Annotated in this window: 21 protein-coding genes and 2 tRNA genes; 15 read left to right on the plus strand and 8 right to left on the minus strand. The window is 71.7% G+C overall.

The window, feature by feature from the left end:
- Positions 1-8: 8 nt before the first annotated feature.
- Positions 9-94 (minus strand) — tRNA-Leu (locus EV376_RS05530).
- A 226-nt stretch (positions 95-320) separates the two neighbouring features.
- On the opposite strand from EV376_RS05530, the gene EV376_RS05535 reads away from it, so the two are divergent.
- The 8 genes from EV376_RS05535 to EV376_RS05570 all read left to right on the plus strand — a co-directional run bounded on the left by EV376_RS05535 (position 321) and on the right by EV376_RS05570 (position 9934).
- Complete coding sequence (locus EV376_RS05535; protein ID WP_091625169.1) at positions 321-1109, plus strand: FHA domain-containing protein; 789 nt, start codon at positions 321-323, stop codon at positions 1107-1109.
- A 6-nt stretch (positions 1110-1115) separates the two neighbouring features.
- Complete coding sequence (locus EV376_RS05540) at positions 1116-1601, plus strand: FHA domain-containing protein FhaB/FipA (protein WP_091100238.1); 486 nt, start codon at positions 1116-1118, stop codon at positions 1599-1601.
- Complete coding sequence (locus tag EV376_RS05545) at positions 1598-3028, plus strand: protein phosphatase 2C domain-containing protein (RefSeq protein WP_130321064.1); 1431 nt, start codon at positions 1598-1600, stop codon at positions 3026-3028. Before EV376_RS05540 ends, EV376_RS05545 begins: the two co-directional genes overlap by 4 nt.
- 85 nt (positions 3029-3113) lie before the next feature.
- Complete coding sequence (locus EV376_RS05550) at positions 3114-4547, plus strand: FtsW/RodA/SpoVE family cell cycle protein (protein ID WP_486482867.1); 1434 nt, start codon at positions 3114-3116, stop codon at positions 4545-4547.
- Positions 4544-6049, plus strand: coding sequence for a peptidoglycan D,D-transpeptidase FtsI family protein (locus tag EV376_RS05555; RefSeq protein WP_130321066.1), 1506 nt, complete (start codon positions 4544-4546; stop codon positions 6047-6049). Before EV376_RS05550 ends, EV376_RS05555 begins: the two co-directional genes overlap by 4 nt.
- Before the next feature lies 1 nt (position 6050).
- Positions 6051-7433, plus strand: a complete 1383-nt coding sequence (locus EV376_RS05560; protein ID WP_130321067.1) for a serine/threonine protein kinase — start codon at positions 6051-6053, stop codon at positions 7431-7433.
- On the plus strand, positions 7430-9244 hold the full coding sequence (gene pknB, locus EV376_RS05565; RefSeq protein ID WP_130321068.1) for a Stk1 family PASTA domain-containing Ser/Thr kinase: 1815 nt from the start codon (positions 7430-7432) through the stop codon (positions 9242-9244). Before EV376_RS05560 ends, pknB begins: the two co-directional genes overlap by 4 nt.
- A 3-nt stretch (positions 9245-9247) precedes the next feature.
- Positions 9248-9934, plus strand: a complete 687-nt coding sequence (locus EV376_RS05570) for an ElyC/SanA/YdcF family protein (protein WP_130321069.1) — start codon at positions 9248-9250, stop codon at positions 9932-9934.
- A 4-nt stretch (positions 9935-9938) separates the two neighbouring features.
- Here EV376_RS05570 and EV376_RS05575 read toward each other — a convergent pair whose 3' ends face one another.
- Genes EV376_RS05575 through EV376_RS05590 form a run of 4 tightly spaced genes read right to left on the minus strand, consistent with a single transcriptional unit; the run spans position 9939 to position 13503 of the window.
- A complete protein-coding gene (locus tag EV376_RS05575; protein WP_130321070.1) occupies positions 9939-10589 on the minus strand; it encodes an aminodeoxychorismate/anthranilate synthase component II in 651 nt (216 codons plus the stop codon).
- A 3-nt stretch (positions 10590-10592) separates the two neighbouring features.
- Entirely contained in the window at positions 10593-10874 is a 282-nt protein-coding gene (locus tag EV376_RS05580) for a hypothetical protein (protein WP_130321071.1), read from the minus strand.
- Positions 10875-10879: 5 nt separating this feature from the next.
- A complete protein-coding gene (locus EV376_RS05585; protein ID WP_130321072.1) occupies positions 10880-12700 on the minus strand; it encodes a class E sortase in 1821 nt (606 codons plus the stop codon).
- Entirely contained in the window at positions 12697-13503 is an 807-nt protein-coding gene (locus tag EV376_RS05590; protein ID WP_130321073.1) for a DUF881 domain-containing protein, read from the minus strand. Before EV376_RS05590 ends, EV376_RS05585 begins: the two co-directional genes overlap by 4 nt.
- Positions 13504-13696: 193 nt before the next feature.
- Between EV376_RS05590 and EV376_RS05595 the strand changes: the two genes are divergently transcribed.
- The 3 genes from EV376_RS05595 (at position 13697) to EV376_RS05605 (ending at position 17772) form a co-directional block, all read left to right on the plus strand.
- Positions 13697-13960: a cell division protein CrgA gene (locus EV376_RS05595; RefSeq protein ID WP_130321074.1), complete on the plus strand. Its 264-nt coding sequence runs from the start codon at positions 13697-13699 to the stop codon at positions 13958-13960.
- Positions 13961-14257: 297 nt separating this feature from the next.
- The gene (locus tag EV376_RS05600; protein WP_130321075.1) at positions 14258-16453 is read left to right on the plus strand and encodes a (Fe-S)-binding protein; all 2196 of its coding nucleotides are present in this window, start codon (positions 14258-14260) and stop codon (positions 16451-16453) included.
- 305 nt (positions 16454-16758) lie between these two features.
- A complete protein-coding gene (locus EV376_RS05605) occupies positions 16759-17772 on the plus strand; it encodes an NlpC/P60 family protein (protein ID WP_130321076.1) in 1014 nt (337 codons plus the stop codon).
- 109 nt (positions 17773-17881) lie between these two features.
- Here EV376_RS05605 and dcd read toward each other — a convergent pair whose 3' ends face one another.
- Complete coding sequence (gene dcd, locus EV376_RS05610) at positions 17882-18460, minus strand: dCTP deaminase (RefSeq protein WP_130321077.1); 579 nt, start codon at positions 18458-18460, stop codon at positions 17882-17884.
- 95 nt (positions 18461-18555) lie between these two features.
- Here dcd and EV376_RS05615 point away from each other — a divergent pair, with 95 nt between their 5' ends.
- Positions 18556-19068 (plus strand): pyridoxamine 5'-phosphate oxidase family protein, encoded by a 513-nt coding sequence (locus tag EV376_RS05615; protein WP_130321078.1) that lies wholly within the window; start codon positions 18556-18558, stop codon positions 19066-19068.
- A gap of 72 nt (positions 19069-19140) precedes the next feature.
- On the opposite strand, the gene EV376_RS05620 is transcribed toward EV376_RS05615, so the two are convergent.
- Positions 19141-20148: a zinc metalloprotease gene (locus tag EV376_RS05620; RefSeq protein ID WP_130321079.1), complete on the minus strand. Its 1008-nt coding sequence runs from the start codon at positions 20146-20148 to the stop codon at positions 19141-19143.
- A 268-nt stretch (positions 20149-20416) separates the two neighbouring features.
- Between EV376_RS05620 and EV376_RS05625 the strand changes: the two genes are divergently transcribed.
- The 3 genes from EV376_RS05625 to EV376_RS05640 all read left to right on the plus strand — a co-directional run bounded on the left by EV376_RS05625 (position 20417) and on the right by EV376_RS05640 (position 22505).
- Positions 20417-20490 (plus strand) — tRNA-Gly (locus EV376_RS05625).
- A 540-nt stretch (positions 20491-21030) separates the two neighbouring features.
- A complete protein-coding gene (locus tag EV376_RS05635; protein ID WP_130321080.1) occupies positions 21031-21579 on the plus strand; it encodes a YciI family protein in 549 nt (182 codons plus the stop codon).
- A 257-nt stretch (positions 21580-21836) separates the two neighbouring features.
- Positions 21837-22505 (plus strand): DUF998 domain-containing protein, encoded by a 669-nt coding sequence (locus EV376_RS05640; protein ID WP_130321081.1) that lies wholly within the window; start codon positions 21837-21839, stop codon positions 22503-22505.
- 114 nt (positions 22506-22619) lie between these two features.
- On the opposite strand, the gene EV376_RS05645 is transcribed toward EV376_RS05640, so the two are convergent.
- Positions 22620-24611, minus strand: a complete 1992-nt coding sequence (locus EV376_RS05645) for a cell wall-binding repeat-containing protein (RefSeq protein ID WP_130321082.1) — start codon at positions 24609-24611, stop codon at positions 22620-22622.
- Positions 24612-24624: the final 13 nt, after the last annotated feature.

Here is a 24624-nt window from a genome sequence, read left to right on the forward strand (position 1 = left end):
CCTCGTCATGGTGGGGAAGGGGGGAGTTGAACCCCCACGCCCTTTCGGGCACACGGACCTGAACCGTGCGCGTCTGCCATTCCGCCACTTCCCCGTGGCTTCGACCCGGAACACTGTAGTGTGTGCCGGCCCGGCTGTCTCCAGCGGGCCCGGACATCCTACGCGGGGCCCGGTGTTTGCCGCGACCGGTTACCTTCTTCAGGCGGTTACCGTTCGTGGCGGACGAAAGAGTAGCACGACAGTATGGGCCCGACCGAACGGGCCGTGACCAGTACGGCCGAGCGGCGTGTGAGCTGCGCGCGCCCCGGCCGGATACCATCATGTCCTCGGGACCCGAGGAGGAGCCGGTGAGCGTGCTGCAACGCTTCGAGAAGCGTCTGGAAGGCCTGGTCGAAGGGGCCTTTGCCAAGGTCTTCAAAGGGGTGGTCCACCCCGTGGAGATCCTCAACGCCATGCAGCGGGAGGCCGAGGCGCACAAGGCGATCCTGGCCGGTGGGCGCACGTTGGTGCCCAACCGCTACGTGATCGATCTCTCGCCGTACGACCATAGCCGTCTGGCACCGTATGCCGCCGCGCTGGCCCAGGAACTGGCCCAGTCGCAGGCGGAGTTCATCGGTGAGCAGGCGTGGACGGTCTACGGCGACGTGATCGTCGAAATCGAACGGGGTGAGGGCCTCGACACCGGCATGTTCCGGGTCACGGCCGAGGTCTACACCGGCGGCGAGGTGGCCCCGGTGTCCGCGCCGGGCTACGACGCCGGCCAGCCCGCCTACCCCGCGTACGACCAGGGGGGCGGCTACGGCCCGCCGCCCGGCCACGGCGGCGGCCGCAACGTGCGGCTGGTCTCCGGCGACGGGCGCACCTACCCGCTCCAGATGGGTTCGACGGTGATCGGCCGCGGCGACCAGGCCAACCTTCGCCTGCCCGACGTCGGCATCTCCCGGCGGCACGCCCGGCTGGACTTCGACGGCGGCCAGGTCGTGCTGACCGACCTCGGGTCGACCAACGGCACGATGGTCAACGGTCAGCGGGTCTCCGCTGTCGCGCTCAACCCCGGCGACATGATCCAGCTCGGCACCACGACGCTGACCTTCCGCGTGGACGGCTGATCCGCCTTGCCGGAACTCGTCATCACCGTCGCCCGGTTCGGGTTCCTGATCCTGCTGTGGATCTTCGTGTTCACGGTGGTCGGAGTGATCCGCCGCGACCTCTTCGCGGGTGCCCGGTCCGGCCGGCTGGTGGCGGCTCCCCGTGCCGTCGGCGCCTCCCTCGGGCAGGCGGGGAAGCCGGCCAAGGCGAAGCGGGGCAGGGCGGCGCATCAACTGGTGGTGACCGCCGGTCAACTGGCCGGCACCCGCATCACGCTCGGTGAAGCGCAGATCACGATCGGTCGGGCCGAGGACTCCACCCTGGTCATCACCGACGACTACGCCTCGGCGCGACACGCCCGGCTGGTGCCGCGTGACGGGCAGTGGTTCGTCGAGGACCTCGGTTCGACTAACGGCACGTACCTCGATCGCGCTAAGGTCACCGGACCGACCCCCGTCCCCCTCGGCGTGCCGATCCGGATCGGCCGCACCTCACTCGAATTACGGCCATGACTCTGACCCTGCGCTATGCGGCCCACAGCGACCGCGGTCTGATCCGAGACGGTAACCAGGATTCCGTCTACGCCGGGCCGCGGCTGCTCGCCGTCGCCGACGGCATGGGCGGCATGGCCGCCGGTGACGTCGCCAGCAACATCGTCATCGGCGCCATGGCGCCGCTGGACGAGGACGTGCCCGGCGACGCGCTCGTGGACGCGCTCCGCTCGGCCGTCAACAACGCCACCCAGCAGCTGCGCGCGACCGTCGACGCCAACCCGCAGCTGGAGGGGATGGGGACGACGCTGACCGCGATCCTCTTCTCCGGCAGCAAGCTGGGCATGGTGCACATCGGCGACTCCCGCGCCTACCTGCTGCGCGGCGGTGACTTCGCGCAGATAACCAAGGACGACACGTACGTCCAGATGCTCGTCGACGAGGGCCGGATCAGCGCCGAGGAGGCGAGCAGCCACCCGCAGCGGTCGCTGCTGACCCGGGCGCTGGACGGCCGCGACATCGACGCGGAGTACTCGGTACGCCAGGTGCTCCCCGGCGACCGCTACCTGATCTGCAGCGACGGCCTCTCCGGCGTGGTCAGCGCGGACACCATCGCGGAGACCTTGCGCGAGTACGCCGACCCGCAGCAGTGCGTCGAGCGGCTGGTGCAGCTCGCGCTGCGCGGCGGCGGTCCGGACAACATCACGGTGATCATCGCCGACGCGACCGACCAGGACATCGTCGAGGCCACCCCGATCGTGGGTGGCGCCGCCTCCCGGGACCGTGGCATGGCCACCACCGCCGACGTCTCCACTCCGGCGGCCCGTGCCTCCGCGCTCTCCACGCCGCGGCCCGCCGCGCCGGAGGAGCCGACGGCCGGCGCCGACGACGAGCCGGAGCGCCGGCACCGCCCGGTCCGCGCCGCCGCGACGACTCTCGCGCTGCTCGTCCTCCTGGGCGGCGCGGTCTTCGGCGGGTGGAGCTACACCCAGCGGCAGTACTACGTGGGCGCGACCGAGGACGGCCAGGTCGCCGTGTTCCGCGGCATACAGGGCCAGATCGCCGGCATGGACCTGTCCACGGTGCACTCGACCAGCCCGGCTGAATTGGACGACCTGACGCTCGCCGCGCAGGAGCAGGTCAAGCAGGGCATCCCGGCCAAGAGCGAGCCGGACGCGGAGCGCCGGCTGGCCGAACTGACGGCCGACACGCCGAGCAACCCCAACCTCAAGCCGACCTGCCCGCCGAGCCCGAGCCCGAGCACGGCCGCACTCAACGGCACGCCGACGCCGACCGTGGCCTCCGGGTCGCCCGTCGCCACCACCGGCGCCGCGGCCACCCCGACGACCGGTGGCCTGCCGGTCGCCCCGACCACCTCGCCCGACGCCCTGCCCACCGACCCGGTCACGCCTGCTGTCGACCCCGCCGCGTGCCGGTCGCCCGAGTGAGCGCCGGCTCGACCCGTCAGGACGATCCGTGACCGCAGCGGCCAACCCCGCAGCCCCGCCCGCCACCGCGGGCGGGCAGCCGGGTGTGCGCCTGGCCCGGTCGCGACGCAACGCCGAGCTGTCGCTGCTGCTGCTCGCGATGGTGCTGGTCGCGGCGTACGGGGCGATGGTCGAGGCGAACGTGCTCGAGACGGTCACCCCGGACTTCTGGGTTCCGGCCGCGACGCTCACCGCGGTCTTCGTCGGCCTGCACGTGGCGATCCGGTTCCTGGCGCCGTTCGCCGACCCGGCGCTGCTGCCGGCGGTGGCCCTGCTCAACGGGCTCGGCGTCGGCTTCCTGCGCCGGCTCGACCTGGCCCGCGCCACCCCGGCCGAACGTGCCGACCTGGCGATCTTCGCCGGCACCGGCGGCCGGCAGCTCGCCTGGACGCTGATCTCGGTGGTTCTCGCCGCCGTGCTGCTCGCCATCGTCCGCGACCACCGCTCGATCTCCCGGTACGCGTACACGCTCGGGCTCGCCGGCATCGTGCTGGTGATGATCCCGGCGGTGCTTCCGTCGAGCATCTCCGAGATCAACGGCGCGAAGCTCTGGGTGCGGGTCGGCGGCTTCTCCATCCAGCCCGGCGAGTTCGCCAAGCTCGCCCTGCTCGCCTTCTTCGCGTACTACCTGGTCCGTAAGCGGGAGGTCCTCTCGCTGGCCAGCCGCCGGATCCTCGGCATCGACTTCCCGCGCGGGCGGGATCTCGGGCCGGTCGTGGTGGTCTGGTTGATCAGCCTCCTGGTCCTCGTCTTCGAGAAGGACCTGGGCACCTCGCTGCTGTACTTCGGCATGTTCGTGGTGACGCTGTACATCGCCACCGAGCGGGTCAGCTGGCTGCTGATCGGTCTGGTGCTCTTCTTCGGCGGCGCCTACCTCGCGTACGTGCTGGGCAGCACGATCGGCGGGCCGTTCGCCAACTTCTACCTTCGGGCCGAGATCTGGTTGGACCCCTTCGCCGACCCGTACGAGGACGGCTACCAGCTGGTGCAGGGCCTGCTCGCCCTGGGCACCGGCGGCCTGTTCGGTGCCGGGCCCGGCGGTGGTCAGCCGCTCAAGCTGCCCGAGGTGCAGAACGACTTCATCTTCGCCGGCATCGGTGAGGAGATCGGCCTCTTCGGTCTCTCCGCCCTGCTGGTGATCTACCTGCTGGTCGTGGAGCGCGGGCTGCGGGCCGCGCTCGCGGTCCGCGACTCGTTCGGCAAGCTGCTCGCCGGCGGTCTGGCGTTCACCCTCGGCCTCCAGGTCTTCGTGATCGTCGGCGGGATCAGCAAGCTGATCCCGCTCACCGGTCAGACCACGCCGTTCCTCTCCTCCGGTGGCTCGTCGCTGATGGCGAACTGGCTGCTCATCGCCGTCCTGCTGCGGGTCTCCGACGGAGCGCGGCGGCCGGCGACCGGCGGTGGCGGCGTGGTGAGCCGCCCGTCGGGCGGTCCGCCGGAGCAGTTGCACGGTGCTCCCACGGAGGTGATCAAGCCGTGAACGCACCACTGCGCCGGGTCGGTGTCGTCGTGATGGTCCTGTTCGGGCTGCTCTTCGCGAACCTGAACTGGGTCCAGTTCCAGAAGGCGGACGAGTACCGCAACAGCGACTACAACGGACGGGTCCAGGTCGCCGAGTACAAGCGCAAGCGCGGCAACATCGAGGCCGGCGGCACGGCGCTCGCGGTCAGCAAGGAGACCAGCGGCGAGCTGACCTTCCTGCGCACCTACCCCGGCGGGGCGAAATACGCCCACGTCCTCGGGTACAAGCCGGTCAACCTCGCCGACACCGGCATCGAGAAGGCGGAGAACGACTTCCTCGCCGGCACCAGCGACCAGCTCATCGTCAACCGGGTCAAGGACATGTTCACCGGCGACCAGACCGCCGGCGGCAACGTGCTGCTCACGCTGTCCAAGCGGGCGCAGGACGGCGCGTACGAGCTGCTGCGGGAGAACCGCAACGGCGCGAAGAAGGGCGCCGCCATCGCCATCGACCCGCGCACCGGTGCCGTCCAGGCGCTGGTCTCCATGCCGAGCTACGATCCGAACCCGCTGGCCAGCCACGACACCGACGAGGCCACGGCGGCGTACAACCAGTTGGAGAGGGCCCCGAACGGGCCGCTGAAGAACCGGGCACTCGGCGAGGTGCTGCCGCCGGGCTCGACGTTCAAGATCGTGGTGGCGGCCGCCGCCCTGGAGAACGGGATCACCCAGGAGACGCGGATCCCCGCCGGCGCCAGCTACACCCCGCCCACCTCCGGCACCCCGATCCGCAACGCCGCGCCCTCGATCTGCCCGGAGGCACAGGTCACCCTGATGAACGCGGTGACCGAGTCGTGCAACACCGGCTTCGCCCGGCTCGGCGTCCGGCTCGGCGCCGACACCGTCAAGGAGAAGGCCCGGCAGTTCGGCTTCGAGCAGGACGACCTGTCCGTCGGCCGGCTCGGTGAGGGCGGGCACCGGGTGGCGGCCAGCCGCACCGGCGACATGCAGAACCCGGACGGGAGCACCGACCCGGCCGCCCTGGCCCAGTCCTCCATCGGGCAGAACAACGTGCGGATGACCCCGCTGCAGGGGGCGCTGATCGCGGCCACGGTCGCCAACGGCGGCAGCCAGATGCGCCCCTACCTGATCCGCCAGCTCCTCGGCCCGGACCGCACCACCAACTACTACACCGCCGACCCCCGCGAGCTGCGCCGGCCGGTCAGCGGTCAGGTCGCCGCCGACCTGCGCGAGATGATGGTGAGCGTGGTGCAGAACGGCACCGGCCGCAGCGCCCGGATCAGCGGCTACACGGTCGGCGGCAAGACCGGCACGGCGCAGTCCGGTCCGGGCACACCCGACCACGGCTGGTTCATCGGATTCGCCCTGGACAAGGACGGCAACCCGGTCTCGGCGGTCTGCGTCCTGCTGGAGGAGGCCGGCAGCGGCGGCAGTGCCGAGGCGGCCCGGATCGGCGGCCAGATCATGCGGGCGGCGATCGCCGACCCGGGGGGCCGCTGACATGCTCAGCCCGGGGGTGAAGCTCGGCAACCGCTACCGCCTGGACGAGCGGATCGCCAGCGGTGGCATGGGCGACGTCTGGCGCGGCACCGACCAGGTGCTCGGCCGGACGGTCGCCGTGAAGAGCCTGCTCCCGGCGCTGCTCGACGACCCGGACTTCGCCGAGCGGTTCCGCGGCGAGGCCCGCACCATGGCGACCATCAACCACCCCGGCGTGGTCGACGTCTACGACTTCGGCAGCGACCAGCAGATCGCCTTCCTGGTGATGGAGTACGTGGAGGGCGACGCGCTCTCGGCGACCCTCAGCCGGGTCGGGCGGCTCACCCCGGCCCGCACGATGGCCCTGGTCGCCCAGGCCGCCGACGCGCTGCACGCCGCGCACGTCAAGGGGATCGTGCACCGGGACGTGAAGCCGGGGAACCTGCTCGTCCGGCCGAACGGCACCCTCGTGCTCACCGACTTCGGCATCGCCCGCTCCGACCTGGTGGCCCAGCTCACCGCCGCCGGTTCGGTGCTCGGCACCGCCTCGTACATCTCGCCCGAGCAGGCCACCGGCGGGGTCGCCACCCCCGCCTCGGACGTCTACGCCCTCGGCGTGGTCGCGTACCAGTGCCTCGCCGGCCGGCGTCCCTTCGAGGGCGACAACCCCCTCGAGATCGCCATGCGGCACGTCCGGGAGACACCACGGCCGCTGCCCGCCGACATCCCGCCGCAGGTCCGTGCCGTGGTCGAGCGGGCCATGGCGAAGGACCCGGCGGCCCGCTGGCCGAGCGCCGCGGCGCTGGCCGGGGTCGCCCGCCAGTTGAAGGTGCAGCTCTCCCAGGCCGCCCGCGCGTCCGGCCGGGCCAACCCGGTCTCCGCGGCGCCCGCGTCGCCGGCCCCGGGCCGGGCCCAGGTGCCGCCGCCCTCGGCGGCCCGCCCGCCGGTGGCCCACCGGCCGCCGGTCGCCGCGCCGCAGTCCCCCCGGCCGCCCGTCTCGCCGGCCCGCCCGCCGATGGTGGCCGCCACCTCGCCGCGGCCGCCGGCGGCGCAGCCCGGGTGGCCGCACGGTGCGGCCCCCGTGCCGTCGGCGCCGGGCCGTCCGGGGTACGCCCCGACCTCAGTTCCCCCGCCGTCGCCACCGGCCCGGTCCCGGCCCGGGAGGGTGTTCCTCCTCATCCTCCTGGCCGTACTGGTCCTGGTCTGCTCCGGCGTGATTTCCTACTCCCTGCGAGAGTCGACACAGGCCGGGATCTCCGGCACGCCGGCGCCGCGGACGGTGACGTCCAGCGCGCTCCGGCTGGACGGAGGCGACGATCCGGCTGGAACGTCGTACCGTCGACAGCAACTGCCCCGGCCGGGCGGCGACGAGACGACGACGAGCGAAGGACGACAGACGCGATGACAGCGCAGGCCCGCCTGCTCGGAGGCAGGTACCAGGTCGGCGAGCTCCTCGGCTACGGCGGCATGGCCGAGGTGCACCGCGGTCGCGACCTGCGGCTCGGCCGGGACGTCGCGATCAAGATGCTCCGGACCGACCTGGCCCGGGACGCCACCTTCCAGATGCGGTTCCGCCGGGAGGCGCAGAACGCCGCGTCCCTCAACCACCCGGCCATCGTCGCCGTGTACGACACCGGTGAGGAGCACGCGCCGACCGGCGAGACCCTGCCGTTCATCGTCATGGAGTTCGTCAACGGGCGCACGCTCAAGGAGGTGCTGGGCGGCGAGGGGCGGCTCCAGCCGCGACGGGCGCTGGAGATCTGCGCCGACATGTGCGCGGCGCTGGAGTTCAGCCACCGGCACGGGATCATCCACCGGGACATCAAGCCCGGCAACGTCATGCTCACCCAGACCGGCCAGGTCAAGGTCATGGACTTCGGCATCGCCCGGGCCCTGGCCAGCGGCGCGACCACCATGACGCAGACCAGCGCCGTGATCGGCACCGCGCAGTACCTGTCGCCGGAGCAGGCCCGCGGCGAGGCGGTCGACGCCCGCTCCGACGTCTACGCCGCCGGCTGCGTGCTCTTCGAGCTGCTCTGCGGGCACCCGCCGTTCGTCGGGGACAGCCCGGTCAGCGTCGCGTACCAGCACGTGCGGGAGGCGCCGCCCACGCCCAGCGACCTCAACCCGGAGGTCACCCCGGCGGTCGACGCGATCGTGCTGAAGGCGCTGTCGAAGAACCCGCTCAACCGCTACCAGAGCGCCGGTGAGATGCGCGCCGACCTGCTGCGCGCCGCCGCCGGGCGCCCGGTCATGGCGACGCCGGTGCTGCGCGAGGAGGAGACCACCCAGCTCGCCCCGGCCGCCGGCGGCTACCCGGCCGCCGGGCCGGGCGGCCCCCGCACCCAGCAGATCCCGGCCCGGGTCGGCGACCCGCGCCGGCGCAAGGCGTCGTCCTGGCTGATCGCCACGTTCGCCGCGCTCGGCGTGCTCGCGGTGATCGCCCTGGCCACCGCGCTGATCATGAACCAGCGGCCGGACCAGATCACGGTGCCGCAGGTGACCGGGATGACCCGGGACGAGGCGTTCGCGGAGATCCAACGCGCCAACCTGACGCCGCGCCTGGGGGAAGAGGTCTTCAACGACACCTGCCAGAAGGGCCGGGTGACGAACCAGATCCCCGGCCAGGGTGCCCGCATCGAGCAGAGCCAGCCGGTGACCGTCCAGATCTGCGGCGGCAAGAAGGAGGCCACCATCCCGCCTGGCCTCGTCGGCAGCACCTACGAGAGCGCCGAGGCGCGGCTCAAGGAACTGAACCTCGTGCCGGTGCGCAAGGACGTTGACAGCGCCCTGACCGAGGGTCAGGTCGTCAAGGTCACGCCGACCGAGGGCAGCGCAGTCGCCGAGGGCACCGAGGTCACCGTCGAGGTTTCGAAGGGCAACGTCCGGAAGGTTCCGGACGTCATCGGTGAGACCCGCGAGGACGCCGAGGACGAGCTGAAGGACGCCGGCTTCAAGGTCCGGGTCCAACGGGGGAACGCGGTGCCGCCGGACGAGGCCGGGCGGGTCGTCGACCAGAACCCCAAGGGTGGCAGCAACCTCGCCCAGGACAAGACGGTGACCATCGTCGTCACCGTGCCGCAGGAGGAGCCGACCCAAGAGCCGACGACGGATCCGACCACCCCGCCGACCACCCCACCGACCACGCCGCCGGGAGGCAGCGGCGGTGGCCTGCCCCTCCCCACCACCCCCCCGGTTCGCCTCCCGACGGACTGACCCGTGGCCGACTCGCCGGGTCGAGCGCGCCGGTGGCGACGACGCCTGACCCGTACGGCAGTCGTCGGCCTGGCGGTCGTGCTGCTCACCAGCCTCCCCTGGCTGTGGACGACGGTCAGCGCCCGCGGCCACGTGTACGGCGAGGCCGACGCGCCCGCCGCCGATGTCGTGATCGTCCTCGGCACGGAGGTGGCGGCCGACCGGCGGCAGCCGGGCACCCGGCTCGCCGGCCGGCTGGACACCGCCGCCGAGCTGGTGCGCAGCGGGCGGGCCCGGGTGGTGCTGGTGTCCGGCGACGGGGGCGGGACGTCCGGTGACGAGCCGGCGGTCATGTCCACCTACCTGACCGAGCGCCTGGGCGTGGATCCGCGGCGCGTCGTGGCCGACCCGTTCGGTCTGGACACCTATGACACCTGTGCCCGGGCCCGCGAGGTGTACGGGGTCGAGCGGGCGCTGATCGTCACCCAGTCCTGGCACGTGTCGCGCGCCGTCACGCTGTGCCGCCACCTCGGCCTCGACGCTCACGGGGTCGTCGCGCGCTGCCCGGGATGCGGGTCCGCGCTGTTCGTCGAGAAGTCGATCCGGGACTACCTGGCCAGCGGAAAGGCGGCGTGGGACGCGGTCCGGCGCCGGCCGCCCGGGGTCTCCTCGCCGGCGGACCCGGCGGTGCGGGAAGCTCTGCGGGGCTGACCGGTCAGGAAGCGGCGAAGGCCGCCCGGCGACGGGCGTCCACCTCGGCGGCCAGCTCCGGGGCGCGCTCCAGCGCCTCCGGGTAGCCGCAGGACGCCAGCCAGTTCGCCAGCATCAGGTGGCCGCCCTCGGTCAGCACCGACTCGGGGTGGAACTGCACGCCCTCGACCGGCAGCGTCCGGTGCCGCATCGCCATCACCACGCCGGAGCCGGTCCAGCCGGTGACCTCCAGCTCGGCGGGCAGCGTCTCCGGCAGCACGGCGAGCGAGTGGTAACGGGTCGCCGTGAACGGGTCCGGCAGGCCGGCCAGCACACCGGTGCCGTGGTGCCGCACGTCGGACGTCTTGCCGTGCAGCAGCTCCGGCGCCCGGTCGACGGTGGCGCCGAACGCCTCACCGATCGCCTGATGGCCGAGGCAGACGCCGAACAGGGGCAGCGTGCCGGCGTACTCCTTGATGACGTCCAGGCAGATCCCGGCGCGGTCCGGGCTCCCCGGGCCCGGGGAGAGCAGTACGCCGTCCGCGCCGAGCCTCCCGACCTCCGCGACGCTGATCTCGTCGTTGCGGCGGACCTCGCAGTCCACCCCGAGCTGACCCAGGTACTGCACCAGGTTGAAGACGAACGAGTCGTAGTTGTCGATGACCAGGACGCGCACGGGTCACTCTTCCGAGTCAGGGGACGGGGGCGGCGAGTTGTTCTCTTCCGTGTCGTACGGCAGGTCGTGGTCGTCACCGCCGGGAACCTCCCCGTCACCGGGCAGGGGATCCCCGGGTACGCCCGAGTCCTGCGTGACCTGCACGTCGTCGAAGGGGAGCAGCGGCTCGGCCCAGGGGAAGACCACGTACCAGAGGAGCGCGACCATGGCCGCCATCAGCAGCACGCTGCCAGCGAGCTTACCGGGCAGCCCGAACGGCAGCTTCCGCCAGATCCAGGCGTACATCGTCCTCAGTTCCCCAGTTCCGCCGGGCGGCCCGCCGCCTTGGCCTGCGTACGGGTCAGCTCCGCGTGGATGATCAGGCGCTCGTAGTTGTCGAACTTCGGGTTGCAGGTGGTGAGGGTGAGCATCGCGGTGGTCGGTCGGGCACGGGGCTTCCCGGGCACCGGGGCGACCACCTCCACCTGCGACGGCTTGACGATGTGGTTGCGGGTGACGCGGTAGACGTACCAGTTGTTCCGGTCCTCGGCGACGATCACGTCACCCTCGTCCAACTCGTCCAGCCGCCAGAAGGTGGCCCGGTTACGGTGCCCGGCGACGGAGAAGTTGCCCACCTGGCCGGGCATCGCGCTCGACGGGTAGTGGCCCGGCGCGTAGCGGATGTCCTTCTGGGTGACGCCCTCGACGACGACCCAGTGCTTGTCGAGCTTCGGGATGTAGAGGCCGGCGATCGGCTTGCCCGGCACCGGAGCCGGTGGCTTGGCGGACGCGGACGGCCCGGCGGAGGGCGCGACGGTCGGGTCGCCGGTGGGGCCCCACGCCTGGGCGAGCTGCTGGCTGAGGTCGTTCTGGTGGGCGTCGACGATCGCCGACTTGCCCCAGACCTCGTACCCGGCGAAGAGGAGCACCACCAGGCCGAACGTGATGAGCAACTCGCCGGTGAACCGGATCCCGGTGCGGAGGCGGGACCAGAGGGTGGGCCGGGTCAGCTCGGAGTAGACGCTCTTGTAGCCGTCGCCGGTCTGCTCCGGGCGCAGCCGGACCACCCGCTCGCCCCGGCGCGGCTGCGGGGGTTCCGCGGCGGCCGGCTCGGCCGGGGGCTCCTCGCCGCGGGGAGGCCGCGGCACGGCACCCATCAGGGCGGTGGAGTCGAGCGCCGGCGCGGGCGGCGTACGGCCGCTGGACACCGCGGGGATCAAGGCGGTGGCCGCCGGGTCGACCGGCCGGTGCGGGCGGGCGGGCGAGACCGGCGCGGGGTGGCCGTCGGGCGACTGCACCGGCGGAGCACCGGCGCGGACAGCGGGACCGGCCGGCGCGGGCGGCGTGCCGTGGGCGCTGGCGCGGGTCGGCGGGCCGGTGTGGGCGGTGGGGCCGGCCGGCGGACCGGTGTGGGCGGTGGTACCGGCCGGCGCGGGCGGCGTGCCGTGGGTGGTGGGGCCGGTCGGCGGGCCGGTGTGGGCGGTGGTACCGGCCGGCGGACCGGTGTGGGCGGTGGTACCGGCCGGCGCGGGCGGCGTGCCGTGGGTGGTGGGGCCGGTCGGCGGGCCGGTGTGGGCGGTGGTACCGGCCGCCGGGGCGTCGCCGCGGTTGACCGGCCGGAGGAACGCGGTCGGGCCCTCGACACTCTGCGGCACCCGGTGCGGTGGTGGCGTGGCCGGCTGGGCCTGCGGGCCGCCGTCGTCCTGGAGACCGGCCCAGCGGTGGTGCGGCGGGAGGTCCCGGCGGGGGTCGTGCGGAGCGGGCGCCTCCGGGATGCCGGACGGGCCACCGGCCGGGCGAGGGTCGAGCGGGAACGCCTCGGGTGTGCCGGGCGACGTCGGGGCCGGCGGCCGGCGGTGGTCGTCCACCGCCGGCTGGCCGGGCGCCGGGGACCGGGGCGGCAGCGCCGGCTCCGGCCAGCGCCCAGCCGGCTGGTTCGCCGGGTACGGCGGCGCGCCGGAGGACGGGGGTGGCTGGTTGGGTGGGCCCGGACGGGCCGGCGGCTGCTCCGGAACCTGCGACGGTTCCGGGCGCGGACGGTCGACCTTCGGCAGGAACGCCGTGGGGTCGTCGCTCCGGTCACGGTGCCGGCCGTCCCGGCTGCCCCGCGAGTCGTCCGGTGCCCTGGTCACCTGGGCACCGTCGCCGAACGGAGGGTGGTCGAGCCCTCGAACGCCGCCACCTCGACGGTGGTGACGTCCTCCTTGTAGCCCAGCTTGTAGGTGTCGACCAGATCCCTGAACAACCGGACTCCCTCAGACTCGGCGAGCGCCCGCTGGAGGGCGACGGGATCGCCGATCGCTTCGATCCTGAACGGAGGGGAGTACACCCGGCCGTGCAGCAGCAGGGTGTTACCTACGCAGCGTACCGCGCTGGTAGCCAGCACGCGGACATCCATGATTTCCATGGCCTCCGCGCCGCCGGCCCAGAGCGCGTTCACGACGGCCTGGACGTCGGCCTGGTGGACCACCAGGTCGTCGTTGGTGACCCCGTCGGGGAGCGGGTTGTCGTCGCGGCGCGGTGGGGCGTCGTTGAGCTCGACGACCACACCCGGGCCGCGGAGCTTGGTGAAGCCGGCCGCCTCCCGGCTGGCCGCCGCCCGCTCCTGCTGCTCCCGGATCGGCCCGTCGGACTCGGCGAGGGCGGCGGTCCGGCCCTCGACCTCCTCGCGGAGGGCCGCCGCCCGCTGCTCGCGTGCGGCCACCTCGTCCCGGCGGTCCTCGATCAGCTGGTTGAGCTGGGGTCGCCGGTCCTCGCGCAGGGTCGTGCCGCCGGCGGTGGTCGCGGTCGTGGTGAACAGCAGGCCGGCCGCGGCGGCGATCAGCGGTACGCCGACCGACCACCCGGGGCGCCGCTGCCGTGGGCGCCGTACGAGGGCGGCGACGGCCCGCCGGAGCGCCTTCTGCCAGGAGGCCGCGCCGGATGTGTACTCCACGGGGCGTTCCTCCCCCTCGTCGTGGCACTGTCCCGGTGGCCGTGACCCCTTCCGGAGTACCGGAGAAGACCCTTTCGTGGCCTCGACGGGTCTTCGGGACTACGCTAGCTGTCGAACATTATTGGCCAAGGACCGTCGCCCTCGCGCCCGGTTGTCAGGCCGGACGAGGTCGTCACCCCCTCTGGAGAGCGTCGTGCCCAAGTCTCAGGTCCGCAAGAAGAAGGTGTACACCCCGCCGACGGACGTTCGTCCGACGGCGACGGCGGCGACGCGCAAGCCTAGCCCGGTCTGGCTGCCCATCACGGCGGTCTCGCTCATCGTCGTCGGCATCGGCTGGCTGGTGGTCTACTACCTCTCCGAGCAGGAGTACCCGGTCGCCACGTGGGGCTACTGGAACCTCGCGGTGGGGTTCGGGGCCATGGTCGCCTCGCTGGTTCTGCTCTCGCGCTGGCGCTGACGCCCGTTCCCGCCGTCCGGGCCGGTGCCCGGAGGAATCACGTCACTCCGCACGGCCCCTGCCCGGTGATCCCGGGCGGGGCACCCTATGGTGTGCGCAGGGCGGCGTGGCCGAGTGCGACATGATTCACGTTACCGCTGGGTAACATTGCGCGTAGGCTGCACTGCATGACCGAGCGGAGCGAGGTCATCGACCGGTCCGGTCGAGGGAGCGGCGGCGGCTGGCCGACCGCGCCCTGACCCGGTGCCGGTCGCCGAGCCGCTCGAGGGCAGCAGCAGACCGGGGAGGGCCGACTCGATGGGCAGCGTCCAGATCGTCACCACGATCGTGGCGGCCGCCATCACCGCCGTGGCGGTGTGGCTCGCCGTACGGGCGGTCATGAAGATGGTGGCGGTGATCCGGCTGGGTCAGCCGGACCCGTCGCGCTCCGGTGACTGGGTCACCCGGACGAAGACCATGCTGGCCGAGACCGCCGGGCACACCCGGATGCTCCGCTGGAGCCTCGTGGGCGCCGCGCACTGGTTCGTGATGGTCGGCTTCATCGTGCTGTCCCTGCTGGTGCTCGAGGCGTACTTCGAGGTCGTCTCCCCGACCGGCGGGCTGCCGCTGATCGGCGGGTGGGCCCTCTACGGCGTGGTCACCGAGTGGCTCGGCATCCTCGGCATCGTCAGCATCCTGGTGCTGATCACGATCCGGCTGCGGAACCGCCCGACCCGGCCCGGCGGCAGGTCCCGGTTCACCGGCTCCACGATGTGGCAGGGCTACTTCGTCGAGGCCGTCATCCTCGGCGTCCTGATCATGGGCTTCATGATCCGGGGCTTCAAGGTCGCCACCGACCACTTCGAGTACCCGGTCTGGGCGGCCCCGCTCAGCCACGCGGTCGGCGGGCTGCTGCCGAACTGGCCGGCGGGCGTCAGCGTCGCCGCCGTCATCAAGATCGTGATCTCGATGACCTGGCTCATCGTGATCTCGCTGAACGTCACCATGGGCGTCGCCTGGCACCGCTTCCTGGCCTTCCCCAACATCTTCTTCAAGCGCGACCCGGGCCGGAAGGGCTCCGGTCTCGGCGCGCTGAGGCCGATGACCAGCAACGGGCAGCCGCTCGACTTCGAGGAGGCGGACCCGGAGAAGGACCAGTTCGGCGTCGCCCAGGTCGAGCAGTTCACCTGGAAGGGCCTGCTCGACTTCAGCACCTGCACCGAGTGCGGCCGCTGCCAGTCGCAGTGCCCCGCCTGGAACACGGGCAAGCCGCTGTCGCCGAAGCTGCTGGTGCTGAGCCTGCGTGACCACGCGTACGCGAAGGCCCCCTACCTGCTGGCCGGCGGCGGCAAGGACCTGACCGGCGAGGAGAAGGCCACCGCCGCGCAGCTCGCCCACGTCGACGTCCTGGCGCTCGCCGAGGCCGAGAAGCCGCTGATCGGCACCGCCGAGGAGAACGGCGTCATCGACCCGGACGTGCTCTGGTCCTGCACCACCTGCGGCGCCTGCGTCGAGCAGTGCCCGGTGGACATCGAGCACGTCGACCACATCGTCGACATGCGCCGCTACCAGGTGCTCATCGAGTCCAGCTTCCCCTCCGAGGCCGGCGTGATGCTGCGCAACCTGGAGAACAAGGGCAACCCGTGGGGCGCTCCGCAGAACACCCGCGAGGACTGGACCAAGGGCCTCGACTTCGAGGTGCCGCGGGTCGGCGAGGTCGACGACTTCGAGTACCTGTTCTGGGTGGGCTGCGCCGGCGCGTTCGAGGACCGGGCCAAGAAGACCACCCGGGCGGTCGCCACGCTGCTGCACGAGGCCGGCGTCTCCTTCGCCATCCTCGGTGAGGGCGAAACCTGCTCCGGCGACCCGGCCCGCCGCATCGGCAACGAGTTCGTCTTCCAGATGCTCGCCCAGCAGAACGTCGAGACCCTGAACGAGGCGTTCGAGGGCCGGGAGAAGAGCAAGCGGAAGATCGTCGCCACCTGCCCGCACTGCTTCAACACCCTGGGCAACGAGTACGGCCAGCTCGGCGGCGAGTTCGAGGTCGTGCACCACACCCAGCTCCTGGCCCACCTGGTCGCCACCGGCAAGCTCACCCCGGTGCAGCCCGTCGACGGCGGCGTCACCTACCACGACCCCTGCTACCTGGGCCGGCACAACCGGGTGTTCGCCCCGCCGCGCGAGGTGCTGGGCAGCGCGATCCAGGGCGAGCTGACCGAGATGCCGCGCAACAGCGAGCGCTCCTTCTGCTGCGGCGCCGGCGGCGCCCGGATGTGGATGGAGGAGAAGATCGGCAAGCGCATCAACGTGGACCGGGTCGAGGAGGCCATGTCCACCGGCGCGCGGACGGTCGCGGTCGGCTGCCCGTTCTGCTCCACGATGCTCAACGACGGTGTCAACGGCAAGGGAGCCGGCGAGCAGGTCGAGGTCGTCGACGTGGCGAGCGTGCTGCTCCGCTCGGTGAAGCCGGAGCAGGCGAGCGGTGACAAGGAGAGCGAGCCGGTCGCCGGCTGACGCGTACCCCGGGCTCGACGGCGGCGGCACCCGACGGTGCCGCCGCCGTCGGTCGTCAGGAGGTCGGCTGCTCGGGCAGGTCGGGCGGTAATCGCGAAACGCAACCTGCCATATCGACGAGTGTCATTTGGGAAATCCACCTGTACGCATAGTGCGGACACGGTTGCGCAGCAGTGAAGTGGACGTCGGTCGCCTTGATTCCGTAACCGACCTTCCTTAATGTTGGGCGTCGGCCGCTGTGGCTCGTCAGTCTCGCCCCCTTCCCCATCGCGAGGCGCCCAGCGGCCGGGTTTCAAAAGGAGTCGGTGCCGGTGGCAACCTTGCCCCCTCATCGCCACGCCCCGGGATGGTCCCGCCGTCCGGGCGGCCTGCGCCGGGTCGTCCACCGTCTGGTCACCCTGGTCGCCGCCGTCGCGGTCGGCGCCGGTGCGCTGGCGGCGCCCGCGTACGCCGAGCCGTCCGTGGACGAGATCGAGGCCGCGATCGACAAGCAGTGGCGCCAGCTTGAGCCCACGATCGAGCAGTACAACAAGCTCCGGGCGCAGCTCAACGCGAACCGCAAGAAGTCGGCCGAGCTCCAGAAGAAGATCACCCCGCTCGCCCTCGAGAGCGAGATGGCGATGAACCGGGTCGGTGATCTGGCTTCCCGGTACTACATCTCCGGGCCGTCGCAGGAGATCGGCGCGCTGCTGGTCAACGCGAACCCGGACGTGCTCGGCGAGCAGTTGACCCTGCTGGACCGGCTGGCCGCCGCGGAACGCAAGCAGGTCGAGGGTGTGCTGGCGGTCCGCAAGAAGTACGACGACCAGAAGGCCACCCTCGACGCGCTCATCGCCTCGCAGGAGAAGCAGAACCGGGAGCTGGCGGCGAAGCGGAAGCACATCGAAGCCGAGATCAAGCGGCTCGAGAAGTCCCTGCCGAAGACCACGGTCAAGACCGAGAAGTGCCCGACCATCAACGGCGTGGTCAGCGAGGCGGCCCGGGTCGCCATCAGGACCGCCTGCGCGCAGGTGGGCAAGCCGTACGTGTTCGGTGCCTCCGGGCCCAACTCGTTCGACTGCTCTGGCCTGACGCAGTACGCGTACAAGGCGGCCGGCATCTACCTGACCCACCACACCGGCAACCAGTGGAACGAGGGCAAGGCGATCTCGCGGTCCGACGCGCGCCCCGGTGACCTCGTCTTCTTCTACAGCGACCTGCACCACGTCGGCCTCTATCTCGGCAACGACAAGATGGTGCACGCGCCACGGACCGGCAAGCCGGTCATGGTGGCGAGCATCAACAACATGCCGGTCGCGGGCTTCCGCCGACCGGGCTGATCCGGCCACAGCGGACGGCGGGCCCCGGGACGAAATCGTCCCGGGGCCCTCGTCGCGTACGCCGTCGGTCGGCCTCGCGTGGCGCGTGCCGGCGGTCGCCGGCGGTGCGTCAGCGGGTCGGCCAGGTGCGCCAGTTCTGCCAGGAGCGGCTGGGCGTCGGGCCACGCTGCCCCTGGTACCGCGACCCGTAGACGGCCGATCCGTACGGGTGCTCGGCCGGCGAGGACAGCCGGAAGATGCACAGCTGGCCGATCTTCATGCCCGGCCACAGCGTGATCGGCAGGTTCGCCACGTTGGACAGCTCGAGGGTGACGTGCCCGGAGAAGCCGGGGTCGATGAAGCCGGCGGTCGAGTGGGTGAGGAGCCCCAGCCGGCCGAGCGAGCTCTTGCCCTCCAGGCGGCCGGCGAGCTGGTCGCCGAGCGAGATGACCTCGAGCGTCGACGCGAGCACGAACTCACCCGGATGCAGCACGAACGGCTCGCCGTTGGGCACCTCGACCACCGAGGTGAGGTCGTCCTGCTGCCGGGCCGGGTCGATGTGCGTGTAGAGGTGGTTGTTGAAGACCCGGAAGAGCTTGTCCAGCCGTACGTCGATGCTGGACGGCTGGACCAGCGCCGGGTCGAACGGCTCCAGTGCCAGCGTGCCGGCTTTGATCTCGGTGACCAGGTCGCGGTCGGAGAGCAGCATCGCACCACCATAGCGAGCCGGGCGGTCCGGTCCGGTGTCGGCGTGCCTGGTCGTGTCGCGTGCATGTTCGAACGTTTGTTCGATAGAATACCCGCATGGCTTCCTGGTCCGAATTCGCCGCCGACGAGCCCCGTCTCGCCGGCGGGATCAGCCGTCTCCTCCAGCAGTACGGGCCGGGCCTGGGCTATCTGGCCACGGTCCGCGCCGACGGCGGCCCCCGCGTGCACCCGGTCTCTCCCGTGGTCACCGACGAGGGCCTCTTCTGCTTCGTGATCGACTCGCCGAAACGGCGCGACCTGGAGCGCGACGGGCGTTACGCCCTGCACTCCTTCCCCGCCGAGGAGAGCGACGACGAGGCGTACGTGGCGGGCCACGCCCGGCCGGTGACGGATCCCGCCCGGGTGGCGCGGATGGCCCGCCTGCACCGCGCCGCCGTCGACGTGGACTGGCGGCTCTTCGAGTTCACCATCGACGTCGCGATGCTCGCCCGTCACGGCGCCGACGCCGACCGGGCCCGCCCCGCGGTGCAGGTCTGGCTCGATCCGGCCGCGCCGGGTGCGGCGGAGGCGGGGGCCGTCGGGCTCGCCCGTCATCCGGCGGCGGCCTGACCGCCGCTGCGTGAAAACGCCGGTGCCGGCTCCGAGGTTCGGAGCCGGCACCGGAATGAGGTACGTCGGGAGCTATGCCGCCCGGTACGCGTTCCAGGCGGTCAGCATGCGGCTGGCCTGGCCCGGGGTGAACTGGTACATGCAGGAGTCGTACGTGTAGTCCATGAAGTTGGTGATCGGGTCCTTGCCCGGCGCGGGGCAGGTGTCCCGGCCGGTCGGGCACTCGAAGGCCGGGGAGGCCTCGGCCGGGGTGTCGCTGACGCCGTCGCCGGAGCCGCTGCACCCGCCCTGGAAGGTGTGGTAGAGGTTCAGCCAGTGGCCGACCTCGTGGGTCCCGGTGTCACCCAGGTTGTACGGGCTGGCGTTGCCGCCCGGGAGCGACTCGCTCAGCACGACGACGCCGTCCATCTTGTCCAGCGACCGCCTCGGGAACGTCGCCCAGCCGAGCAGGTCGGGGTCGAGTTCACCGAGGTAGAGGTTGAGGGTGCTCTTGCCGCCGGTGCGCAGCGAGGTCTTCATCGACCGCTCCGCCGACGAACCCTGGATGATCGGGTACCAGGCCGGGTTGGTGACCCGGTTGATCTTCTGGAGCTGGAACCGGAAGGCCGTCGCCGCACCGCCGGTCGCGCCGCTGAACGAGTTGTTCAGCACCGTGATCTGCGAGTTGATCATGGAGTCCGGGATGTTGCCGCCGGCCCGGGTGCTGTCCCGCTGGATCACGTGCGCCACGACCGGAATCGTGATCGATGCGGCGGCCGCCGACACCGTCGAACGCACGCCCACGCGCTTGGCGCGTTCCTGCACCAGGTCGGTCAGCTCGTTCTCCCGAGCCATCACCTGGGCGATCGTCAGGTGGTTCGGGTCGTGCTTGACGATCCCCCCACCCGGTCGGGCCTTCGACTTGGCGTGTGCGTCGACCGGCTCGCACGCCTCGCTCTCCGCGTGGGCGGCGGCGTGGGCGTCGGCGGGGGCCGCGGCGGCCGGGGCGTAGCCGACCGTGGCGGCGCCGAGCAGCAGGGCGAGCGACGTCGACGCGATGCCGGCGTACCGACGGGTCAGCAGGTTGGGACGAAGTCCCATGGGCCCACCTCTTTCTGGCGGCGCGGCAGGGGGTGTGTCGCGCCGTGGCTGGAAACGTGTGGCAGACGTTACATCGAATAGACGCATCTGAGAACGCCCATATGTTGCCCGGGGGAAACCTTCTCTGCCACGGGTCGACTCATGATCGATGCTGCGGGGGCCGGTGTCCAGCCCCTCCCGCCCTGCGGGTCAGTCGTGTCGGACCGGACCGTGTCGCCGGGTACCTGGGTGCACGCATGGGTGCCCCTCAGGTACAGTGGTGCCGCCTGCGGGTGTAGTTCAATGGCAGAACATCAGCTTCCCAAGCTGACAGTGCGGGTTCGATTCCCGTCACCCGCTCCAGCACGAGGCCCCAGCCCAGGACAGGTTTCCTGGCTGGGGCCTCGATCGTTGCCACCGCTTCTTGCGCCGGCCGTGCCCGCTACGTGCCCGATCTGCTCTGCTTCATCTGCGAGCTGAGGCCGTCAACGATGTGCTCGTCCACGCTCGCGGGCGGTGTGCTGGTAGATCATCGCGGCCCGGGTCGAGGCATGGCCCGTCCGGGCCCATCAGGTCGGCCAGGCTCGCGCCGGTCCGGGACGCAAGGGTGTTGCCGGTGTGCCGCAGGTCGTCCAAGTCGAAGCCGGGTAGGCCGGCCGCAGCCACGGAGGCTTCCGTCTGAGCGCTCGACCAGGGCCGGCCACCTTCCCGTCCGTGACTTCACCGTCAGCGTTGACGGCTCGCACGTCGACCTGTTCGCCCCAGGTGATGCGCGACAGATCAGCAAGCTAGGTGGGACAGGATGGCCGCCGGCACAACGTCCTCTCATGGCCGATGAGCGACCGAGCCGACGCTGCGAGCAATCCCATTGCGGGCGTCAGGAGCCTCAGCAACGCTCAACCCATGGAGTTTTTCTGCTACCACCGTGATCGCCCCGGTTCGACGCCACTGCGGAGCCAGATGGTGGAGCAGCATTGGTCGTACATGGATCAGTTCGCCGCGACGATGATCGCCCGCGGCCCTACCTTCACCAGCGATGGAACTCTGACCGGCAGCGTGCACATCCTCGATCTGCCAGATCCCACCGCTGCCCGAACCTTCGCCTTCGAGGAGCCCGGTTACCAGGTTGGTGCCTACCGCGACGTGCTGCTCCGACGGTGGCACAACTCCCTGGGTCGCACGATGTGGGACTTCAGCGGTGGTCGGCCTGACCACAAGCGCTACCTCGTCCTCGGGTTCACCTTGGAGCCAGCAGTGGACGCCACCGAACTACCGCTCCGCGACGAGCTGATTGCCAGTGGTCCGCTCTTGTCCGATGACGGTTCCTTGGTGCTCAGGGCCGCAGTTCTGCTGGAAGCGCCCGACGGAGATGGCGCCCGGGAAGTCCTCTCCGCTGATCGATACGCCGGAATCGAGGTGCATCAGTGGCGGTTCGGTGGGCGACCGAACTGAGACGGGAGACCAAGATGGGCGCCCGATCATGCTGCGATCAGCGCGGTGAGGTGTCGCAGATCAGTTGGCGGACGCGTGTCGCACATCAGCCTACGGAGGACAGGCCCGTCAGGAGCACGAGCTTGTCGGGGCGGAAGTGCAAGATCATGGCGTGCTGGAGTTGGCCCACGTCCCACGGGGGGTGGGCCTGGTGGTAGGGCGGATCGGCCCGCTACGGGTAGTGCCTGGGCGTCAGCCAAGGTGATGTCCTCGTCGGCATGCGTCTCTCCCGAACCGCCCGGACCGGTGCGCTCTGCTGGATGCTGGCCGCGCCGCTGTTCCTCGCCGCCAACGTGGTCGTCGGGCTCCGCTGGAGTCAACCACGGTTCAGCTGGGCCGAGCACAACATCAGCGATCTCGGCAACGTGACCTGCGGGATCTGGGACACCACCCGTCCCCGGTACGTCTGCTCGCCCTGGCACGACGCGATGAACGCGACGCTGCTGGTCGTCGCCCTACTGCTGGCCGCCGGCACGGTGCTGACCTGGCGCGTCGCCGGTTCCGGCCGTCGGGTCCGCACGGCCCAGTCGCTGCTGCTGGCCGCCGCCCTCGGGTACGCCCTCGCGGGCGCCTTCCCGGCGGATGTGAACGAGAACCTGCACGTCCTCGGCGCATTGCTGATCATGGGTTTCGGCAACCTCGGACTGCTGCTCGCGGCGACCGGCCCCGCGCACTCCACGGTCGGCCGGCTGCGGGTGCTGACCCTGCCGCTGGCCCTGCTCGCGCTCGTCGGCACCGTGCTGTTCTTCGCGCGACTGGGGTTCGGCGTCGGCGTCGGCGGCATGGAACGCGTCGCCGTCTTTCCGTTGCCCGTCTGGGCCTGCCTCGTCGGTTCAGCCCTGTCCAGCGGCTGGAGCATCCGCGGGTCGCGTACCGCTGCCGGATAGGGCCGAACCCGGGTCACCAGGGGCCGGGGACCGGCGTCGTCCCAGGGATGTTCGTGCGCGTCAACGCGACGGGGCCCGGCCGAGCGGCCGGGCCCCGTCGATGTTGATCGCTTCCTATCGCCGAGCGAAGCCCTCGCGGATCGCCTCGGCCGGGGCCATGATGGTGGCGGCGTCGCGCCGGGCGCGGTCCGGAGTGGCAGCAGCCGCCCGCTTGGCGTTCACCTCGGCCGAGGCGTCCGCCACCCGGTACACGTCACCGGCGTTGTTGACCGGCGTGTAGCCGGTCGGACCGCTGAGGAAGGTGCCCAGGAGGTTGAGCTGCGTGGCGTTGACCACCGGCGCCGAGCCGAACACCAGGCCGGTGTGCACCGAGCCGGACATCTCGTCGGCCAGGATCGCCACCTCGAACTGCAGATCCTGCGAGGTGCCCGCGGTCAGGATCAGCGGAGCGTCCAACGACCCCATGAGGGCACCGCCGGCCAGCGCGTCCGGCCAGTTTGCTCCGGTGGCGACACCGATATGGTTCGGCGCGCCGAAGAACTCGTAGGCGATCAGCAGGGCCGTCTCGTAACGCGAGGTGCCGGAGACCGGGATGCCATCGTACGGCCGGGTGGCGATGTCGCCCCAGAGCCCGATGCCGTAGATCTCGGCGCTGCCGGACTTGGCGTCCAGGTAGCTCTTGGTGGCGGGCGGCAGCTTGTCGTCGTTGGTCAGCACGACGACGGCCGAGCTGTCCTTGCCGGGCAGGTTCTGTGCGCCGGCCGCGGCGCCGGCCGCGAGCGCGTCCGGGAAGTTCATGCCGGTCGCGGCGAGCACCTTGGCCGGCGTCGGGTCGATCTCGTTCGCGATCGCGATGGAGGTCGCGAAACGGTCGGTGCCGGCGACCCGCTTCGGGGTGAAGCCGAGCGCGCGGACCTGGTTCTCGACGGTGGTGGAGAGCGCGCCGGCCGCGCTGCCCAGCAGGTAGACGGTGCTGCCCGGGTTGAGGATCCGGGTGAGCTCGGTGCCGACCGACGGCTGCAGGGTGGTCGTCGGGGTCATCAGGAGCGGGCCGTTCTTGGCGGTGGCCAGGGCGGACCCGCCGAGCGCGTCGGCGAAGGTGTCCGAACGGGACAGGACCGCGACGGAAGCCTTGGGCCGCGGGTCGGAGGCGTTGCTGCGGCTGGCCCAGTGCGACTGGGAGATCGCGTTCGCCGTGCCGAACCGGTCGGTCCCGGCGAGCCGGACCACCCGGTCCTGCTTGGTGGGCTGGAAGTCCGGGACGCCGAGCACGTTGGGCACGACCGACACGGTCGCGCTGGCGGCGGCCGGGGCGGACCCGACGGACGAACCCTGGTTGAAGGCGACCGAGTTGCCATCGGCCTTGAGCACCGGATCCGACTTGGCCGAACCACCCGTGGTGACCTGGATCGGCGTGGCACCGGCCGAGGTGGCGGTCACCCAGACCTGACCGTCGCGGATGAAGGCGACCTTCGACCCGTCGGCCGAGACCGACGGGCTGCTCGCATCCGTGACGATGCGGGTGTAGGTGCTGCCGTCGAGGAAGCCGATCTCCGGCGTGCCGGTCGGGTTGCCGGAGGCGTCGGCGGCCTGCTTCTGCACGACCAGGCGGCTGCTGCCGTTGGTGTCCGGCTCGGAGTAGTGGTGGCCGTCGTCCGGCGAGCGGCGGACCGCGTCGAAGCCGTAGGCGGCGACGCTCTCCTCGATCCGCCACGGGGTGCCGCTGGACTTCGCGGCCCAGACGACGGTCGAGCCGTCGCCGACCCACTCCGGGGTGGCCCGGGTGACGCCGTCGGTGGCCTCGACGATCGGGTAGACGAACTCGGTGTTGGCGCCGATGGTGGCGATGTCGCCCAGGTCGGTCACGAACATCGCGCGGCTGCCGTCCGGCGACCAGGCCGCGTCGCTGATGTCGTAGCCGTCGTACGAGGTCACCACGCTGCCGTCGGCGGCGCGGATCACCGTGCCGCCGTTGCTGCCGGTGACCAGCCCGCTGGGGCCGTGGGTCGCGTGCGCTGGACCGGCGCCGCCGAAGAGGGTGGTGGCGCCGATGGCGAGCAGGACGACGCTCGCTCCCGAGCGACGCCGCAAGAAGGATCGGGGCAAGGAAGCTCCTCGA

The organism is Micromonospora sp. CNZ295 (genome assembly GCF_004217535.1).

Excerpts from the sequence above, each read along its gene's own strand:
- EV376_RS05545 (WP_130321064.1), top strand. The coding sequence starts at position 1,598 with ATGACTCTGACCCTGCGCTATGCGGCCCACAGCGACCGCGGTCTGATC.
- EV376_RS05635 (WP_130321080.1), top strand. The coding sequence starts at position 21,031 with ATGGAGTTTTTCTGCTACCACCGTGATCGCCCCGGTTCGACGCCACTG.
- EV376_RS05620 (WP_130321079.1), bottom strand. The coding sequence starts at position 20,148 with ATGGGACTTCGTCCCAACCTGCTGACCCGTCGGTACGCCGGCATCGCG.
- pknB (WP_130321068.1), top strand. The coding sequence starts at position 7,430 with ATGACAGCGCAGGCCCGCCTGCTCGGAGGCAGGTACCAGGTCGGCGAG.
- EV376_RS05600 (WP_130321075.1), top strand. The coding sequence starts at position 14,258 with ATGGGCAGCGTCCAGATCGTCACCACGATCGTGGCGGCCGCCATCACC.
- EV376_RS05615 (WP_130321078.1), top strand. The coding sequence starts at position 18,556 with ATGGCTTCCTGGTCCGAATTCGCCGCCGACGAGCCCCGTCTCGCCGGC.
- dcd (WP_130321077.1), bottom strand. The coding sequence starts at position 18,460 with ATGCTGCTCTCCGACCGCGACCTGGTCACCGAGATCAAAGCCGGCACG.
- EV376_RS05580 (WP_130321071.1), bottom strand. The coding sequence starts at position 10,874 with ATGTACGCCTGGATCTGGCGGAAGCTGCCGTTCGGGCTGCCCGGTAAG.
- EV376_RS05640 (WP_130321081.1), top strand. The coding sequence starts at position 21,837 with ATGCGTCTCTCCCGAACCGCCCGGACCGGTGCGCTCTGCTGGATGCTG.
- EV376_RS05535 (WP_091625169.1), top strand. The coding sequence starts at position 321 with ATGTCCTCGGGACCCGAGGAGGAGCCGGTGAGCGTGCTGCAACGCTTC.
- EV376_RS05560 (WP_130321067.1), top strand. The coding sequence starts at position 6,051 with ATGCTCAGCCCGGGGGTGAAGCTCGGCAACCGCTACCGCCTGGACGAG.